This is a genomic window from Nitrospira sp., from assembly GCA_005116745.1.
GTDB lineage: Bacteria > Nitrospirota > Nitrospiria > Nitrospirales > Nitrospiraceae > Nitrospira_D.
This window is the reverse complement of the sequence record SWDS01000003.1, coordinates 1-17,108: the sequence shown is the minus strand read 5'-3', so window position 1 is coordinate 17,108 and position 17,108 is coordinate 1. Positions and strand designations below refer to the sequence as shown.

The window sequence follows — 17,108 nt, the reverse complement described above, 5'->3', positions numbered from 1 at the left end:
TCTGCCGACGGTACTCGCATCAGAAGAAGATCTGAAAAGCCGAGTCGAGAGTCGGTCAGTGTCCAAGAAGTTTTGGCGCTGGAGGAGTGCCAACAGGTGCACCCTGAGGCATGGTGATCATCGGTTGATTGCCTAACAAGACGTAGCCGTACCGCTTAAGAATCAGCTGAAATCCAACTGCCTCCTCCGGCAAGGCATCCTGAACGTATTCCGGCAGGAGGATCATCGTCCGACCCTCTTTGCGCAGCGCCGCACGCAGCCGGTCGATTTCGTTGGCTGGGATAAAGGTCACGGTTCGCCTCGCGTAGAAGGCCATGGATGGTCTGGTCGAACCAAATGCAATCAGTTGGTCGGTCGGATTCAAGTTCAACCCGGCCGCGTAGGCTAATTCCTGCGGCGGCGCAATTGCGTAGCGATTGAGTCCGGGAACGACCATCAGGATGGCGATAAGAAATACACTCGCCAGCGTGCCTCCAGCCACCCCAAAGGCCATGCCGCGCCTGCTGTCGTTCAACCCCAAATATCCGATCAGTCCCATAGCAACCACAATAATCGTTGCGGCAACGTAAGGCCCGATACCCAGATCGAATTGAGTGGCGAGCGGAAACTCCTTGATCATCTTTCCTGAAAATTTGATGAACAGAGACGGCGCACTCGCAAGACCGATGGCCAGGAGATAGCCAATCCCCATCATGAAATGGATCGACCCGCGCAGGCCTCTCGTGGAAGAATCTTTTAACCCTTGAGCCCAAAACAACGCAGCCAGGAGGGCGCATGCGGGAAACAGTGGGCCGATATAGTGAGGCAGTCGAGTGGAGGACAGGCTAAAGAAGATGAACACGCCGACGACCCAGAGCCCCGCAAACCAATCCAACTCGTTACCGCACCCTGGCGGTGTCTCTGAATCGTGTGTGCGATTCCTGATCAGACGCCATTCTCGCCAACTCTGATAGGCTCGATAGAGCCCTGCCGGTAGGAATGCGCTCCACGGATAAAAGCCCAGCAGCAGGACCGGAAAATAGAACCACCAGCCCACTCCGTGGCCTTCCATCGGAGCGAGGAATCGCCCCACCGTGTGAACTTTTGCTTGAGAGGAATAGGCATCTCCATGGAGAAGGAACATGGCGACATACCAGGGACCGGCGAGGAGAAGGAACAGCAACGTGCCGGTGATAGGCGCGCCTCTCTGCCAAAAGGCAAGCCATTGTCGGGTGGCAGTGAGATACAAGAGACCGGTGATCAGCGGCACAGCGAATCCCACCGGCCCTTTCGTTAAGGTCGCGATGGCCATGCCGGCATAAAAAGCCCAGATCCAATGACGCCCTCGGCCAGGTTCGTGGAGGCCGAGCCAAAACCCGTAGAGTGATAAGGTAGTGAAGAAGATCAGAACGCTATCGGTAATCGCCATGCGCCCGAGTGCCAGTACCTCAATGTTCAACAGCAACATCAAGGCCCCAAACAGGCCGACGGTTGGGCCACGCAGCCGAGTGAGAAATAGATAGTGCATCACGATCAACCCAACCCCGAATAGGGCTGAGGGTGCCCGCGCCGCAAACTCGCTCACGCCGAAGATGTGGTACGAGATCGTCATCAGCCAATACACAAAGACCGGCTTGGCAACGCGTAGTTCCCCATTGAAGGTTGGGGTGACGAAGTCGCCGGAGGCGAACATTTCTCGCCCGGCTTCGGCATTGCGGCCTTCATCGCGATCCGTCAAGCCCATGCTGCCGAGGCCGGTGAAAAAAAGCAGGCCAGAGAGGAGCAGCAGAAGAAGCAGTTGTATCGGTTGAGGAGAGGTACGTTCCATGGTCGGAGTGGCTGTTACCAGTGGGTCGTGAACGGCGCAGAACGGCAGTGTGTGTTACGGCTGCTCATGCCTGCGGCCGAGGCTCACTCTTGGTTTGATCCGCGCGATGAATGAGGACCAGATTGCGCACATAGACGACCGCCCCGAGGGCTTGCCCTGAGATAAACACAGGGTCTTTTCTGTAGATCGCATAGGCCAGCGTAATCAGCCCTCCGATGAGACTCATATACCAAAAGGAAACGGGGACGCGGCTTTCGGCAGTCCGCTCGGAGGCAATCCATTGCACCAACCAACGACCAAAAAATAGTCCTTGGCCGAGAAAACCGATGCCGAGCCAGATGGTTTCAGTAGTCATTGGGATAGTCAGAAGGAAGTCAACATTCGCATACCAGCATCGTGGAGGGATCTGTCTTGGGGTTGGTTGTACATGTCAGTTATCACGGAATTTGTAGCGCAACACTCGATGCTGCATCCATCGAACCGCGATCAGATCATAGAGCGACTTAAACAGACGGTTCCCCATGCCGTACTTAGATATCCCATGAATGCGTGGATAATGCCGAACCGGCACCTCGGTCACTGTAAAACCATGCATCAAGGCGAGCGCTGGGAAAAACCGGTGCATTCCCTCAAACAGACGAATCCGCTCCAAAACGGGACGTCGAAAGACCTTGAGCGGGCATCCCGTATCATGGACACCGTCATGAGTGAATACGTTGCGCACAGGGTTCGCAATCCGGGAGGAGATCATCTTCACGAAGCCGTCCTGTCGTTGCTGCCTCCATCCGCAGACCACGTCATGAGAGGCGGTATAGGGAATCAGCTTCAAGATATCTTCGCTGTCCTGTTGAAGGTCTCCGTCGATCTGGATGATGATCTCGCCCGAAGATTGCCGAAAGCCGGCCTCAAGCGCGCAGGTCTTGCCGTAATTGCGGTCGAAGTGGAGCACGCGCACCTGAGCATGCTCGCGAGCCAAGCGGTCCAGCTCGTCGCTGCTCCCATCGCTGCTCCCATCGTCGACAAAGAGAATCTCGTATGGGCGGGAGCGTGATAGCTCGTGCGAATCCATGACTTTCAGCAGGCTTGCCATAAGTGGAGACAGGTTCTCTCGTTCATCCTTGATCGGGATGATGACAGAGGCCCAGGGATTAGAATTGGGGCTAGATGGCGTCGTCATGGTATGCAAAAATTTGAGCTGCAGTCTGAGGTTACGATAAAAACTGGCGCATTCTAACGGAAGGCGGAGAGAGGGTCAAACATGTGCCGGGGAGGTTCGGGGCTGATCGTCAATCGGGCTAGTGGCCGGAGGTGACAATGGTGAAACGCATCGTGCCCATGAGGGTCATCTCGTTGACTTGCTCGCCAGTATGAATTTCAACCTTGTAGCGCCCAGGCTTCCAACCCTTCTGTGGGGGCGATAACGTGAGATACCCGCTTTCATCCTCCAGGGCAATGTGCATCGCGTCTTCGCTGACGATCGTCCCGGGTAAGACACCGGCTACCTGCTCGGGCATGCATCGGCCGAACACTGTAAAGGCCTGATAATGTTGATGCAGTGAGAAGACAATGAAAATGGCAGCCACATCCTCACGAAATCGTTCAGTTGGTTTGATTGGCACGATTTCATGAGTTCGAAGGGGTCCCAGGCGCTCTTCAAAGTCTTCGGCCATGGCGATTGAGCGAAACATGCCACGCGGTGGAGCATCGAAATCGTAGGCTTTGATGTCTTCTGTGCGGTTTTGAAACTCGGAGATTGGCACGTTCTCGGTGAGGGGGATTTCTTCGGCAGGCGTTGCCTGACACCACAGCAGCGCCGCCATCATCACACCGCCGGTCAGATAAAATCCTCTGGTCATCATGTCTGTCTGCTACACCTGTCGAGGGGACCCTGTCAAGAAATCGGCGAGCAAGGAGCCCATTGCGGCATTTTCCAGCCATCTGTTAGGATTTCGGCCACTGAACGGACAATTCGTCGAACATTCTCACTGGTGACGGAACGACATGTTGCAAGATGCTGACGCCCTTCCGCAGTTGATCGGGGAGTATAAGCCGCTCGATCAGTGGCAGATCCATCTCAACCAACTCTTCTATGGACTGCGAGGGGACAAACTCCGATCGTACTACCAAACGTTCGCCTCTGCAGATTTTAGGCTCGCCCATGCGCTGGCGGCTGATTATTTCGAGCGCGTCACAAAGCGTGAGAAAACAGCAGGCCGTCAATCTTCGAACCCCTTACCCCTTACCCCTCACGCCTCTTCTCTTACCGTTCTAGAGCTGGGGCCTGGCAACGGCAACCTGGCGGCCTGCTTCCTCAGCCATCTCAAGACCATCGATCAAGAACGTACGGTGTATCCGCGAGTGCGGTATGTCATGGTCGATTGGGAACAATCGGTATTGGATGGGGCCCTCGCTCATCCGGACCTGGCGGTGCATCGGGATCGTGTGGATCTTCTTTGCGGGTCGATACATCACATGACGGGTGTGGCCAATGGGACCGTCGATCGGATCATCTGTAACGAGTTGTGGAACGATCTGCCGACGAAATTGTTGGCGAAACATGGCGGCGAGGTTGAGGAAGAGTATCTTCGTCCCAATCTGAGCGAGTTGCTCCATGCCAAGATTCAAGATTGGTCGTCGTTCGTCCAGGCTTTTCAGGGGAAGAATCTGGATGAGCTCAAGACGTTTCCACCCTTTCTCGATGAGCTGGTTTGGGAAAAAGAGTATCGTAAAGTCGAATGGAAAGACTTCCCTTACCGGAAAACCATCGTCGACTTCCTCCAGGCCATCGACCAAGAAGTCTTGGTGCCAGTCAACGTTGGGGCCTTCGCCACGCTCAAAGAGGCGAAACGGCTTCTCGCTCTGGATGCGGTCGGCTTCAGCGCCTTCGATGCCGGGACCGCCGATATGAACGTCTTGAACGATCCTGAAAAGCCCTGCTACGGCCAGTTCGGTGGGCAATACAGTTTCATGATCAACTTCGCGTTAGTCGACGCGGTGGCCAAGCATCTGGGGCTGAAGCAAATGACCTTTGAGCCCCAGCGAGAATTCGTCGGGCGGTCGTTGAATACGAATGTGATCACCCTCATGGATCTGCTGGCGACGCATCCCTCTGCTGGGCCTACACTGCAAGCTTGGGAACAAGACAGACTTGTGTTGAAGACCATCAGGGCGTTGAACGAAACATTTGAGGGTCCCTATCGTCGACGGCTCGAATTTCCGTTAGGCGGCAATATGCCGCCTAACGAGCGAGAGACCTTGGGCGCCATCGTGCGGGCACTCAAAGACAGCGGCATTCCCGACACCGTGGCCTACATGACCGAAGAGGAACTCACCCGCGCACAAAAAGATTTGGAAGAGATCGGCTACGATGTAGATGCCATCCAGATGGCCATGACAGCTCCTCCTAGCCCTGTCGAGTACTGCCACTTCACTTGTCGGTGATGAGTGGGAGTGACGCGAGATCAGCATATAGTGGTCTCAGCATCCGCAGCAACAGCCGTGCAAGGCCCCGGCTAACACTGAGCACGCGCTACCGGGGGTCATTGAGTGTAGGTTCTACCCGGATACTGTTTCATCATCCTGCGAGAAGGAGTAGAATTTTCTCGCTGAACGTTGCCACAGTATGATGCGGAGAAAATTCGGTCTCGCGCCATTCTGGTGCTACCAGCATGGTCTCTGAAGTTCCTGAATGACAGGGGGAGAGGGCTATGAGTTCGTTTGGGACAAGCATTGCCGGGCTAGTGGGTGGAGTGGTGCTTCTGATGGGTCTGTTTGCATTGTTCCAAAGGGAATGGAAAGCAGCCTGTGCGTGGTTTCTTTCGGGCCTGGCACTGATCGCTCTGTTGACGTTTCTCGATAAACCGGGATCTCATTCATCAGAACCCGTTGAGACTCGCCAGACGCGTGGGTAACCGAGACTGAGCTCCGTGAAGTGGTCCGCTCCCAGCTGTGACTACCCCGAGTACACCCTACCCATCAAATACCGCAGGGTAAAGGTCACGCCCCCAAATAGAGTAATGGCCAAGGCCGTTCTCAGCACGGCTTCGTGCGCATCGTTATCGGCGTCAACACCGCCGGTCACCGCAGCCAGGCTCCCATGTGCGAGACACCTGCAACAAGAATTGCCGAGGCTGCAGTCAGCACTTCTTTCAAACGCCTCATCTGCAGCGCATAAAACTCGGAATCGGGTTGAGCCCCCGCCATCGGCGGCACGAGCGTGCTGCATGCTGCAAGCAGAGCCACCACCGGCATCACCATGGCGTGCACATTGACGATGGACACAACCACTATTGCGTACCGTAAGTCTAGAATAGTTCCGCTCACATCAAAATAAATGTGTCATGCATAGGCCCTGATGGATTGTTGTCGAGCGTATCCATTTGGATTCGTTCTATGTATCTATTTCGATTCTTACTCGTCTTGATCACTCGTGATCGCTCAGAGAAAATCTCCCCCTATCAGTGCTTTCGCATAGCTTGATCAGCGGCACAATAGTTGCTGCGCCATGTATCAAACCCCTGTCGCGATTCAGCACAGGAAAGCCTATCACCTATGGCCTCTCATGGGAGTCCCAGTCATGACCACCACACTATCAAAAGTCCTTTTTGAATCACACGCCACGGCCTACAGTCTCAACAACGCCTACTGGCTTGCACTGGCTGCACAGATCGCTTATCAGGATAAGACCACCATTCAACCGGCAGTGGCCAAGCTCGGCTTGAATCAGTTCGAATTTCTGAGTCGACGAGACACGGAAGGGTATATCGCCGCGAATGACGATATCATCATTGTGGCATTCCGAGGCACTGAGCCGACGCATCTCCGGGACTTGCTGGCGGACGCTCAATTCCACAAAGTACAAGGCCCGCTGGGCGAAGTGCATCAAGGCTTTCTAGGCGCGTTTAAACTGGTCAAGGACGACCTGTTGAGCGCAATCCAGCGACTGCGCGACAAGAGCCACCCGCAGTCGCTCTGGTGTACCGGCCACAGTCTTGGTGGGGCGCTAGCGGTTGTGGCGGCGGCTCAGTTGCTGGTGGATGGGCATACGGTGAATGGGCTGTATACGTTTGGCCAGCCTCGTATCGGCGACGAGATCTTCGCGACCGAGTGCGCTCGGCGTCTAGCTGGGCAGCACTTCCGCTTCGTCAACAACAACGACACGGTCACCCGCGTCGCACCACGCGTGCTCGGCTACGCTCACAGCGGCGAGGTTTGTTACATTGACACTGCAGGAAAGATTCAGACGGACATCAATTTCTGGGATCGATTTCTTGAGCGCGTCAAGGGACGCATGGAGGATTTCCTCAAGCCGGGCTCCGATGGGCTCAAAGATCATTCGATGCGGCACTACGTGGAGCATATTGGAAGCGCACTCAAGTCTGGCGGATGAGCCGGAGCTGAGGGAAATAATGCCGAAGAGCGAGGAAGGGGCGATGGTTGTTGAGCCGTTCTTCTGGCGTCGGCACGGATTGTTGAGAGAGACGATCGTGCAGCAGAGTCTGGGCTCGTTTTTCCAAAAGGTAGGCGGCGGGGAGATATGGGGGGCCTAACAAGAAGGTCATGGCCAAGGCCTGGCCAAGCACGGCCTCTTGTGCCGCTTTGCCAGGCAACAAGACCACTGATCACCGCAACCACGCGCACATGTACAAGCTCCCGGCAGCGACGATTGCTGAAGCCGCCTCAGGATTTCCTTCAACCGCTTCATCTGCAACATACAAAACTCTGGATCAGGCCGATTGCCTGGGTCGCGGGTGAGTTTGGCGAATGATCACTGTCTACATGATGAAGGCGTAGGCCACGGCCACGAGGGCCACCACCACCGTCGTCAGCCAGATATACCGGGACTTGACCTCCACGAGAAAATGAGTGGGATCAAGGGATTCCTTCGGCGCTTCTGACGCGCGGTGCATCAGCCGGCTCGTGAGGTTATGGAAATTGTCTACGGTGATGTTGGAACTGAATTCAAACAGGCCGACTGCTGACCGTATTGAAACCGATCTTCGCTTTCTGAAGAAGATAGCGGCCTCGTCGGGAGATCATTGGGAGCGACAGGATCCTGAACTGCGTTTTTTAAAGCCACGCCCACCTCGGACGAGATTCTGAGGGAAAAGCGAAGCGTTTGCAGAGGTGTCTATCGCTCTCCAAGTCGGCCGAGCGTACTCTCCACCGACCGCTCGAGTTTGTCCGCCGCTCCACTCAAGGCGATCTCAACCGTCGCGGCCTGATGGGTCACGGCGATGGGCTGGTGACCGGCCAGTCTGGCTTCCAGGACGCAACGGATATCGTCACCTTTTGTTTTGTGACTATTGGTATCGCTGAGATGCGCTTCGATCCGCGTAATCCGATCACGAAATCGGCCGACTGCGCCTTCCACGCTGGTCTCAACAAGAGCGACGATCTCCTCGCGCCCATGGATATGGTTATCCGTATGGACCTGAATTTGCATCCGACTCCCTCCTTCACAAGGACTGTTTCAAAAATGGACCCTACTCGCCCTGGGCAAAAAAAGTCAATCGAAGCAAGGCTACGGATGAAGTCTCATTATCTTCATGGTAGATGATCAGAAGGAGAGAGAGGATATAGAGAAGGCTACAGATGCGGAGTCATGGTAAGCATGTGGGTGCATCCAGAAACTTGACTTTGGTATGGCGAGACAATAGGATTCGTAAAAATTGTTCCAAAAGGAAAACTAGGGTTCCGGCTTTCTTCCTTGTTAGGAGAGAGCGTCTGGTCCAAGAGTTTTCGGCCTCGCATCACGAGGCTCCACGGAGGGATAAAAGCCCGGGAGATCATGTACGCAGGTACATGGCCTTTTGGGAATCACACCTTCCAGCAGGAGGCCTTGTTATGCAACTACCTCGCTTCGTTGTTTCCCCATCGCATCAATCAGACCACCTGACCTGTCAGAGTGGTTGCACATGGTAGGTCATGACGATCCAGGGATGGTGCGTACACCTCCCGCTTCCGGTAGTCCCGAGACACTTCACCGCAGCCTCAGTCTCTGGAACAGCCTGACCATCGGCTTCGCAACGGTTTCGCCGGTTGCTGGGCTCTACGCCATTATCGGTGTGCAGACAATCGTCACAGGTGGCGGGTGGTTCGCGGCACTGGCGCTCTGTTTGGTGATGCAGTTGCTAGTCGCGACCGTGTATGCGGAGCTCTCCTCGCAGATACCGATCGCGGGAGGTGCATACAAGTGGGCGCGACAGCTCGGAGGTGCCACCACCGGCACGTACGCCGGAGCCATCTACGTCAGCTCCACGATCGCCATGCTCACCACGACCGCCTATACCGGCGGGGTCTGGCTGGCTATTTTTTTCGGGTCAGGAGGTGGAACAGGAGTCACCCTCGTGATATGGGGAGCGGTCTTTCTGCTGGTTTGTACTGTCCTCAATCTGGTCCACGTCTCGGTCTTCAAGTTCCTCATTTCCCTGGGGGTCTATGCGGAAATCGTCGGCTCGTTCGGCGTCGCGCTGCTGTTATTTTTCTTTTTCCGGCAGCATGATTTCTCCGAACTGTTCGCTCATCTTGGGACAGGGACCGCCCCCAGCCAGACCGCGGCGTTTCTCGCGGCGCTTGCCATTTCTGGGTGGGCGTTCATCGGCTTCGATGCCTGCTCGACCATCGCCGAAGAAACGCACGAGCCCAAACGGATGGTGCCGCGTGCCATCTTTTTCTCTCTCTGCATGGTGGGAAGCGTGGTGCTCTTTAACTCCGCCGCCCTGACCCTCAGCTTCAGCCGCGAGACCTTACAGCAGACGAGCGCCGCATCCGATCCTGTCACACCCGTGATCGTCGCCAACTTTGGTGCCTGGGCCGAAACCCCGTTTCTGGCCATTGTCATGGTCGCATTTCTGGCTTGCGGGTCATCCATGGTCCAATACACCTCCCGGATCGTGTTTTCCATGGCTCGCGAAGGCAGTATGCCGGCCATCCTCAGCCGGGTCACTGCTGCAGGGGCTCCCCGGAACGCCGTGCTGTTCACAGTACTGCTGGCCACCCTGGGATTGCTGTTCGGTCTCAACGATGACGCCGTCGCCACGGTGTTAGCCTTTGGCACGGGCGGGTTGTACGCCATGTTTGCGATGACCACGGGTGTGGGACTGTACACCCGTCTCACAGGGCGCTGGGACCCTTCGTTAGGTCAACTGAAACTCGGCTCGTGGGGATTGCTGATCAATATCGCAGCGTTTCTCTGGTCGCTTTTTGAATTCGTCAACATCGCGTGGCCGCGCCCCTATGCCGTGTCGCCTGATGCCCCCTGGTGGCAACTCTGGGCTGTCCCGCTGGTTCTCGGAGGTATCCTCGGTGTGACCACGCTGTATCTCCTGGTCGGGAGATCGACAAGGAGCGACGCCCCGCCGAGTCCACGGGAGTCGACCGCAACTGAAGAATGAAAGACAGGCCGTTCGTCACGGCTTGTGTTGAAGGAGCGTTTCACAGAGAGTCAGAATCCATTTATACCTAGAAAGGAGCACGTATGGCAAAGAAGAGAACATACCAAGGCAAGGTTCCACTGCATGACAAGTACGGGCCGGAGGCGAAGTTCGCCGTGGAAGCAGAGGCACTGTTGCCGACCACGAAATATGAAGAAGAAGTGGCCCGAGGTCTTGAATTGGGTCTGCAAGGGGCTGATTCCATCAAAGATCGCCGCATTCCCACTTTTAGTCGTGGAGAGCTCCCGCACTTCGCGGGCATCAATACCTTCACCAAAGCGCCGTATGTCGAAGATGTCCGCAAGTGCGGGGAATACGATGTTGCCATTCTCGGGGCGCCGTTCGACGGGGGAACCACCTATCGGGCAGGCACTCGATTCGGCCCCCAAGGCATTCGAAAGATCTCTGCGTTGTATGGCAGCTATAGCTTCGAGCTCGGCGTGGATCTCAGAGAGTCGATCTCCATGTGCGATCTCGGTGACGTGTTCACCATCCCCGGCAACATCGAGAAGACCTTCGACCAAGTCAGCAAAGGGGTCGGCCATGTCTATGCCAGCGGGGCCTTTCCCGTGGTTTTGGGTGGGGACCATTCTCTGGGATTTGCGACCGTGCGGGGCGTGGCTCAGAATATGAACGGCAAGAAGCTCGGGATTCTTCACTTCGATCGGCATGTCGACACACAGGAGACCGATCTCGACGAACGCATGCACACCACGCCCTGGTTTCACGCGACGAATATTCAGAATGTACCCGCCAAGAATCTTGTGCAGATCGGCATCGGTGGCTGGCAAGCGCCCAGACCCGGCGTGAAGGCCGGGCGGGAGCGTCAGACGAGCATCATGACTGTCACTGACTGCGTGGAAATGGGCATCGAGAATGCGGCGAAGCAGGCGCTCGAAGTGGCGTTTGATGGGGTGGATGCGGTGTGGCTCAGCTTCGACGTGGATTGCTTGGATGCCGCATTTGTGCCGGGCACCGGTTGGCCGGAGCCGGGCGGGTTCCTCCCGCGTGAAGTGCTGAAGTTTCTCCAGATCATCGCCGACACGAAACCGCTGGCTGGCATGGAAATCGTGGAATGTTCACCGCCCTACGACGCGGCGGAGATTACGAGCCTCATGGCCACCAGGGTGATCTGCGACGTCCTGGCTTGCCAGGTGCGATCCGGGCACCTGGCGAATCGGAAGAAGGGCTGAGAGGCGCTGAGGGGCTTGCTTTGCTCAAGCCCCTCACACGTCGCTAAGCAAACAGTGTTGTTCTGCGCGTGGTGGGAAAGGAGAATGAGTCACCGCAGTAGGCGTTACTCTGCGGTGCGCAATTGAAAGACTCCCGGTACCGTTGCTGACGCTACCTGTGCAGACAAACGTCACAATACCGTTACGATGTTCAAAAAGGCCGCACTCTCGTCCCTTGTGTTTCAGACGCGGATGACGCTTCACACGTTTGAAAGTGATGTTGGTGGACTGTTCCCTCAGCTTGCTCCTGCTTGCGAGCGCGCGTCTCGCTGTGGCACGATCCGAAAAACTATTCATTAGGAACAAGACCATGTCGAAGCCGATAGATCCGCCGACCCCTGGTCGGAATCGGCCACTCCCGAGCAAACTCACGCCTCCGAGGTTGCCGAAGATCGTGCCCCGTGCACGGTTGTTTCGCGAACTGGATCGCGCCCGCACCCGCCCCATCATCTGGATCGCTGCCCCACCAGGTGCGGGCAAGACAACCTTGGTGGCGAGCTATCTGCATGCACGTCGCCTGCGACCCCTCTGGTATACGGCGGACGAGCGGGACGGGGATCTGGCGACGTTCTTTCACTATCTCAGTCTCGCGGCGCGTCCGCTTGCGCCGAGGAAGAGTCCGCTGCTGCCCCATCTGACGCCGGAGTATTTGCAGGGTGTGTCCGTGTTCACGCGCAATGTCTTCGAGGCGCTCGACGCGCAATTGCCGAGATCCGTCGCGCTGGTCTTGGATAACTACCAAACAATTCCAGCCGACAGCCTTGTCCATGAGATGTTGGCGCTGGGACTCAGCCACCTGGCTGCGAAACGTTCGGTGGTGATCATCAGCCGTGAAGCGCCGCCACCGGCATGGGCCCATCTGCTGGCATCGCGTCGCATGACGGTATTCGATGGTCACCTGCTGCGTCTCACACCGGCGGAAAGCCGCGCAATCATCGCCCTGTACCGGTCTCGCCGACGCGACGCCACTGCCGAGAAGACACTGGCCCAAGCCGTAGCCACACTCGATGGGTGGATGGCCGGGTTGGTCTTGCTCCTGGAAGAGGCTACCGGATCAAAAACCACACTGACGGGCCGCGAACAATCCCGCCAGGCGATGTTCAACTATCTCGGTGCAGAGGTCTTTGCGCACATGGATGTGAGCACGCAAGAGGTGTTGTGCTCGACAGCCTACTGTCCTGTCATCACGGGACCCATGGCCACGGAGTTGTCGGGGCATCGTGACGCCGAATCTTGCTTGGAGACACTCTATCGGCGGCGCTACTTTGTCGAGCGGCATGATGGAACTCCGGCGTCTTACACCTATCACCCCTTGCTTCAGGATTTTCTCCGGCATCGGCTCCGACAGCACTGGTCGCCAGAGCGACTCGTCGCCCTGCGCACCACAACCGCCCATCTCCTTGCTACAGACGGTCAGGTCGAAGCCGCAGTCGATCTGTCTATAGACGTGCAAGACCATGATGCTGTGGCCCAGGCCATCATCTCCCATGCGCCGAATCTCTTGCGTCAAGGCCGCTTTGCGCTCATCCAGCGGTGGTTCCAGACGATCCCATCGGAACACCGTGCGAATGATCCATGGCTTGTGCATTGGTCAGCCTGCGCCACCCCGCCGGTCAATGCGGCCGCGCTGGAGCAGATCCGCGCACAGCACGAGCAAGCCTATCGCCTGTTTGAAGCCAACGGCGAGTTAGTTGGACAGGTCTTGGCGTGGGCCGGAGTCGTCAAGGCCATTATCAATTCCTGGGACCAGTTTGGCCGAGTCGATCCATGGATGGAAATTGGTGAGAGGTGGCTGAAGAATATGCCCGCCGACATGCCCGCTCCCATTCGGTTCGAATTTCTCACGGCCGTCTTAGGGGTCTTGACCTGGCACCAGATTGGCTCCTCCTTGATCCCGTTTGTGCGAGAAGAACTGGACCGGCTGCTCCCGTCCATTGATGATCCCTTCTCGTTGGCCCAGGCCTACGCCCATAGTGCGCACATTGATCTTCATACAGGAACGAACCATCCCGCCAAGAACCACTTTTCTGCAAGGATACGGAACCGACTGGGAGACTCCCCCCACCCCTGGCTCAGCTTCTACGCGATTATGCGGAAGGACATACCTTCTGGGGTAGAGGTGACATGGATCGGGCCTTGGCCATGACCGACCGGATTATCGAGCAGTGCCACGCACAGGGGATCTACTTCCTGATTGGATGGGCCTCGGGACAAGGGGTGTACACGCGTCTCATGCTCAACCGTCCCCAGGAGGCTGAACGGTATCTCGCCATGGTGAACCCGTTGCGCGACCAACTCGCCCCATTTCAGCGTGGATTTCTGCACTTTCTCACGGCGTGGCAGGCGTATCTGGTCGAGGATTTCCAGTTAGCCTGGCGTGAGTGTGAGCAGGCGGACAAGCTGATTGCCGGTACGCAATGTCCTATCGGCGAGGTGGATGGGACGGTTGGATGGGCCATGACCTGTCATGCGCTGGGGAACGACGAGGAAGCGCGGAAACATTTAGCCACTATTGACGCGCAGGTTCGGAACTCTCCTCGCAATACGTATGAACGGTGCTTGTGGCTCTTGGCCACAGCGCGCCTGGACCTCGATGCGGGGCGGGAATCGGATGGACTCATGGCCTTACGAGCGGGGCTGGCATTGGCTGCCGAGACGGAGCAACACTATCTGCCTTGGTGGCGACCGGACGAGGCCACGCGAATTTTGGTGCGGGCGCTGGAGGAGCAGATTGAACCGAAATTTGTTCGCTCGCTCATCAGGAATCTGCAGATCAAGCCGGTCGGGATCGCGCGGTACTCCACGGCCTGGCCCTGGGCGATTAACGTGTACACGTTGGGGAAGTTCGAGATTCTCGTGAATGACCAGCCGCTTCAGTTTGGACGTAAGATTCCGCGCAAGACCTTGGCGTTGTTACAAGCGATCGTCGCCCATGGGGGACAGCAGGTGCCGGCCGAGACGCTCTGCGACCTGCTCTGGCCTGAGTCTGATGGCGCCCAGGCCTACCAGGCGCTCACGACGGAGCTGAATCGACTGCGTGTTCTCCTGAAACACAAGGAGGCCGTGACGCTGCAGGAGAATCGCCTGTCGTTGAACCAGACGCTGTGTTGGGTGGATGCCCTCGCGTTCGAGCAGCTCGCGAAAGAGGCCTTGCTCCTCATGGAACAGGGGAAACAGGAGCAGGGTGAGAACCTAGCGAAACAGGCGCGATCGCTCTATGCCGGTGTGTTTCTCCCTGCGACCGATCATCTCCCCTGGCTGCATCCCTCTCGGAACCGACTCGCCCGAACTGCCAGCTGATTGGGAATTAGGCACGCTGTGTCTGACTCTCTGCTCACCGAACGCTAGTTTTCAGAATCTCTCCACATGGTGCCGAGGGTCATCTCTCAGGCCGCATAATCCCCGCAAGCGGTCGCTCGCTCTTGGGCTCAGTCTTCTTAAGTATTTCACCAGTATAGACGGTGGGGGTGAATCCGTGATCAATCCGTGATCGGTCCTGTGATGCAATGCCGCCATATTGAAAGGAGCGAATGCGCTCACATCATACACATCACACACATGGAGGTGGAGACATGAAAACGATGCTAACGGCAGTGGTGATCGCTGGCTGTGCCACGGTATTCTTTGCGGCATTGCCTTCCGACGCACGGGTTCAGCGGCTTGCTGCGAACGGTCTGGCACCCATGCCCGTGAACGAACGAGTTGCGAGCGGAAGGATAGCTGCGAACGGCCTCCATGCAACTGGTTTGGACCTTTCCCGTATTGGCCAGAAGGCCTTGGGCAAATAACAGCTCGTCTGGCTCTCGAGGGGCGGAGCGCATCCGCCCCTCCCAACTTCTCCATCGTGGCTTTGGCTAATCATGTGGGCTGTCCTGACCATCCCCTTTCTACTCAGCCTGTTTTTCGGGCCTGTGGCCGCAGAGACACGGAAGAGTGCTAGTTCCCAGCCGATTCAGGAAGTCGAACTGGCTGATCCTACACTGGTCGCAACTGAGACCGCACGGCACCAACTGAAATATCTTGTCAATTGTGCCCTGCCGGATTCGGTGGTGCTCTTTTCCGTACAGGGCCATGAGCGCTTCACGTTTCCCGGACACCTCGGGTTGGCTCCCGAATGGTTGAAAACTCCTCTGACCCCGTTCCAAGAACGATGGGTCTCAGCCTGTATGTTGGCCTTGACCAACTATGCCGGCAAACATGTGGAAGTCTGGCTGCATGCGAAACCTGGAACCGCACCGTTTCTGGCGCCGTCGAAAGAAGACACCAAGGCCTATTCCCTCCTCGAAGGAGGGTTCTTCGGCAACCTCTTCAGCGCTCATCCGGTCGCCTACGTGTGCTCCGGGACGCACATGAAGATCGACGCGCAGGATCCGGTCTTCCGTGACCGTCTCTGCACCAAGGCGAGCGGTGACCGCACTCGCGATGGGAAACCGCTCACGGTCTGTGAGTTCATCCTCACCGGTCCCTGTTCCGATCCGGCCAGTTTCACCATCAACGGCCAGACCTATGACGAAGTCATCTTTGTCTCCTTGAAACCGACCAAGTGAGGAAGTGGAAATGCTGAACAACCAGGAGGCGCGAATTCAACTCATAAGTGCAATTTCTGCGGGTTGAATGAGCGGAACGAAGCACCACCACCCCATAACCAAATGATTCTGTTTGATTTTTAACCGGACACTAGTGGAAAGAGGTAGGTTTCCACCGCTTGCCCGTATTCCGGCGTACCTCGACGGTATTGCCGTTCTTGGAGGGCGGCCACGACGCCGATATCGAAAAAGTAATATTTCGAGGACGCCAATGGTTTGTGCTGTTTGGTTTCACGCCAGGCCGGTAGTTCATGAAGGATGAGCGTGTCTTTCAAGATCTCAAAGTACTCGTAGACAGTGGTGCGTGGGACTTGGGCATCGGTGGCCACGTTGGTGAAATTGACGATGGTCGCATTGCAGTAGGCGACCACCTTTAGGAACCGACTGAAGGCTGAAATATTCCTCGTCGCTCCTTCCGCCACGATCTCCTGCTGCAGATACGAACCGGTGTAGGCGTAGAGATCCGCGCGGGGGTCATCTGAAAAATAGATGGAAGGCAATCCGCCGCGAGCAATAAACTTATTCAGATCAAAGTGTGCTCCCAATTCTCTCTGAGTGAGTGGGTGCAGGTATTTGGTCCTCGCTCGCCCTCCCAAGAGATTGACTCCGCCCTGTCGAAGCTTGCGAGCACTTGAACCCGTGAGCAAAAATCGAATCCCTCGTTGCTCAATGAGTCTGTGTACTTCGTTCAGCAGTCCCGGGAGCCGTTGAATTTCGTCGATAACTACTAGCCGATCCTTGGGAGTGAGTTCTTCGGCCAATCGCTGTGGGCGTTGACTGAGTGTCAGATAGACGGATGTATCCAGGAGATCGTAGATGCGGGCACTACGGAAAGTCTGGGTGATCAGGAAGCTCTTCCCGGTTTGGCGAGGTCCCAAGAGAAAGTGGGACTTCTTCTCCACGAGGTCCGCTAAATACAGCGATCGAGTGATAGCCGGTGTCGAATTCATAGGGCATGCTATTTGACGACTCTGTCGTCAAATAGCATGCCAAATCACTAGTGTCCGGTTAAAAATCAAACAGAATCATTTGGTTATGGGGTGGTGGT

Annotated in this window: 17 protein-coding genes; 9 read left to right on the top strand and 8 right to left on the bottom strand. The window is 56.5% G+C overall.

The features are described from left to right. Positions 1-55: 55 nt before the first annotated feature. From E8D52_04805 to E8D52_04790, 4 genes are all read right to left on the bottom strand, one after another. On the bottom strand, positions 56-1,807 hold the full coding sequence (locus E8D52_04805) for a glycosyltransferase family 39 protein (protein TKB69690.1): 1,752 nt from the start codon (positions 1,805-1,807) through the stop codon (positions 56-58). A gap of 64 nt (positions 1,808-1,871) precedes the next feature. Then, positions 1,872-2,162 carry a lipid A biosynthesis protein gene (locus E8D52_04800; protein ID TKB69689.1) on the bottom strand — a complete coding sequence of 97 codons (291 nt, stop codon included), beginning with the start codon at positions 2,160-2,162 and terminating at the stop codon, positions 1,872-1,874. Between the two features lie 75 nt (positions 2,163-2,237). Beyond that, positions 2,238-2,984 carry a glycosyltransferase family 2 protein gene (locus E8D52_04795; protein TKB69688.1) on the bottom strand — a complete coding sequence of 249 codons (747 nt, stop codon included), beginning with the start codon at positions 2,982-2,984 and terminating at the stop codon, positions 2,238-2,240. A 118-nt stretch (positions 2,985-3,102) separates the two neighbouring features. Continuing rightward, positions 3,103-3,666: a hypothetical protein gene (locus E8D52_04790; protein ID TKB69687.1), complete on the bottom strand. Its 564-nt coding sequence runs from the start codon at positions 3,664-3,666 to the stop codon at positions 3,103-3,105. Between the two features lie 142 nt (positions 3,667-3,808). Between E8D52_04790 and E8D52_04785 the strand changes: the two genes are divergently transcribed. Further along, positions 3,809-5,248, top strand: coding sequence for a class I SAM-dependent methyltransferase (locus E8D52_04785; protein ID TKB69686.1), 1,440 nt, complete (start codon positions 3,809-3,811; stop codon positions 5,246-5,248). A 266-nt stretch (positions 5,249-5,514) separates the two neighbouring features. Next, positions 5,515-5,718 carry a hypothetical protein gene (locus tag E8D52_04780; protein ID TKB69685.1) on the top strand — a complete coding sequence of 68 codons (204 nt, stop codon included), beginning with the start codon at positions 5,515-5,517 and terminating at the stop codon, positions 5,716-5,718. A 166-nt stretch (positions 5,719-5,884) separates the two neighbouring features. Here E8D52_04780 and E8D52_04775 read toward each other — a convergent pair whose 3' ends face one another. Then, positions 5,885-6,130, bottom strand: a complete 246-nt coding sequence (locus E8D52_04775) for a hypothetical protein (protein TKB69684.1) — start codon at positions 6,128-6,130, stop codon at positions 5,885-5,887. Positions 6,131-6,311: 181 nt separating this feature from the next. On the opposite strand from E8D52_04775, the gene E8D52_04770 reads away from it, so the two are divergent. After that, entirely contained in the window at positions 6,312-7,196 is an 885-nt protein-coding gene (locus E8D52_04770; GenBank protein ID TKB69683.1) for a lipase family protein, read from the top strand. On the opposite strand, the gene E8D52_04765 is transcribed toward E8D52_04770, so the two are convergent. Both E8D52_04765 and E8D52_04760 read right to left on the bottom strand, forming a co-directional pair. Next, positions 7,180-7,419 carry a hypothetical protein gene (locus E8D52_04765; GenBank protein TKB69682.1) on the bottom strand — a complete coding sequence of 80 codons (240 nt, stop codon included), beginning with the start codon at positions 7,417-7,419 and terminating at the stop codon, positions 7,180-7,182. The two genes, E8D52_04770 and E8D52_04765, sit on opposite strands and share 17 nt — an antisense overlap. A gap of 518 nt (positions 7,420-7,937) precedes the next feature. Continuing rightward, a complete protein-coding gene (locus E8D52_04760; GenBank protein TKB69681.1) occupies positions 7,938-8,252 on the bottom strand; it encodes an HPF/RaiA family ribosome-associated protein in 315 nt (104 codons plus the stop codon). 472 nt (positions 8,253-8,724) lie between these two features. Here E8D52_04760 and E8D52_04755 point away from each other — a divergent pair, with 472 nt between their 5' ends. The 6 genes from E8D52_04755 (at position 8,725) to E8D52_04730 (ending at position 16,021) form a co-directional block, all read left to right on the top strand. Beyond that, complete coding sequence (locus E8D52_04755) at positions 8,725-10,203, top strand: amino acid permease (protein TKB69680.1); 1,479 nt, start codon at positions 8,725-8,727, stop codon at positions 10,201-10,203. 83 nt (positions 10,204-10,286) lie between these two features. After that, positions 10,287-11,435, top strand: coding sequence for an agmatinase (locus E8D52_04750; GenBank protein TKB69679.1), 1,149 nt, complete (start codon positions 10,287-10,289; stop codon positions 11,433-11,435). Positions 11,436-11,784: 349 nt separating this feature from the next. Next, positions 11,785-13,620: a hypothetical protein gene (locus E8D52_04745; protein ID TKB69678.1), complete on the top strand. Its 1,836-nt coding sequence runs from the start codon at positions 11,785-11,787 to the stop codon at positions 13,618-13,620. Then, on the top strand, positions 13,599-14,774 hold the full coding sequence (locus E8D52_04740; protein ID TKB69677.1) for a hypothetical protein: 1,176 nt from the start codon (positions 13,599-13,601) through the stop codon (positions 14,772-14,774). The genes E8D52_04745 and E8D52_04740 overlap by 22 nt, the downstream gene beginning before the upstream one ends. A 272-nt stretch (positions 14,775-15,046) precedes the next feature. Next, positions 15,047-15,262: a hypothetical protein gene (locus tag E8D52_04735; protein TKB69676.1), complete on the top strand. Its 216-nt coding sequence runs from the start codon at positions 15,047-15,049 to the stop codon at positions 15,260-15,262. A gap of 72 nt (positions 15,263-15,334) precedes the next feature. Continuing rightward, positions 15,335-16,021 (top strand): hypothetical protein, encoded by a 687-nt coding sequence (locus tag E8D52_04730; protein TKB69675.1) that lies wholly within the window; start codon positions 15,335-15,337, stop codon positions 16,019-16,021. A 119-nt stretch (positions 16,022-16,140) separates the two neighbouring features. On the opposite strand, the gene E8D52_04725 is transcribed toward E8D52_04730, so the two are convergent. Then, entirely contained in the window at positions 16,141-17,010 is an 870-nt protein-coding gene (locus E8D52_04725; GenBank protein TKB69674.1) for an ATP-binding protein, read from the bottom strand. Positions 17,011-17,108 lie beyond the last annotated feature (98 nt).

Coding starts and splice junctions, on each gene's coding strand:
- E8D52_04740 (TKB69677.1), top strand. CDS start 13,599: ATGGATCGGGCCTTGGCCATGACCGACCGGATTATCGAGCAGTGCCAC.
- E8D52_04800 (TKB69689.1), bottom strand. CDS start 2,162: ATGACTACTGAAACCATCTGGCTCGGCATCGGTTTTCTCGGCCAAGGA.
- E8D52_04745 (TKB69678.1), top strand. CDS start 11,785: ATGTCGAAGCCGATAGATCCGCCGACCCCTGGTCGGAATCGGCCACTC.
- E8D52_04730 (TKB69675.1), top strand. CDS start 15,335: ATGTGGGCTGTCCTGACCATCCCCTTTCTACTCAGCCTGTTTTTCGGG.
- E8D52_04805 (TKB69690.1), bottom strand. CDS start 1,807: ATGGAACGTACCTCTCCTCAACCGATACAACTGCTTCTTCTGCTGCTC.
- E8D52_04750 (TKB69679.1), top strand. CDS start 10,287: ATGGCAAAGAAGAGAACATACCAAGGCAAGGTTCCACTGCATGACAAG.
- E8D52_04785 (TKB69686.1), top strand. CDS start 3,809: ATGTTGCAAGATGCTGACGCCCTTCCGCAGTTGATCGGGGAGTATAAG.
- E8D52_04735 (TKB69676.1), top strand. CDS start 15,047: ATGAAAACGATGCTAACGGCAGTGGTGATCGCTGGCTGTGCCACGGTA.
- E8D52_04755 (TKB69680.1), top strand. CDS start 8,725: ATGGTAGGTCATGACGATCCAGGGATGGTGCGTACACCTCCCGCTTCC.
- E8D52_04725 (TKB69674.1), bottom strand. CDS start 17,010: ATGAATTCGACACCGGCTATCACTCGATCGCTGTATTTAGCGGACCTC.
- E8D52_04780 (TKB69685.1), top strand. CDS start 5,515: ATGAGTTCGTTTGGGACAAGCATTGCCGGGCTAGTGGGTGGAGTGGTG.
- E8D52_04790 (TKB69687.1), bottom strand. CDS start 3,666: ATGATGACCAGAGGATTTTATCTGACCGGCGGTGTGATGATGGCGGCG.
- E8D52_04795 (TKB69688.1), bottom strand. CDS start 2,984: ATGACGACGCCATCTAGCCCCAATTCTAATCCCTGGGCCTCTGTCATC.
- E8D52_04760 (TKB69681.1), bottom strand. CDS start 8,252: ATGCAAATTCAGGTCCATACGGATAACCATATCCATGGGCGCGAGGAG.
- E8D52_04770 (TKB69683.1), top strand. CDS start 6,312: ATGTATCAAACCCCTGTCGCGATTCAGCACAGGAAAGCCTATCACCTA.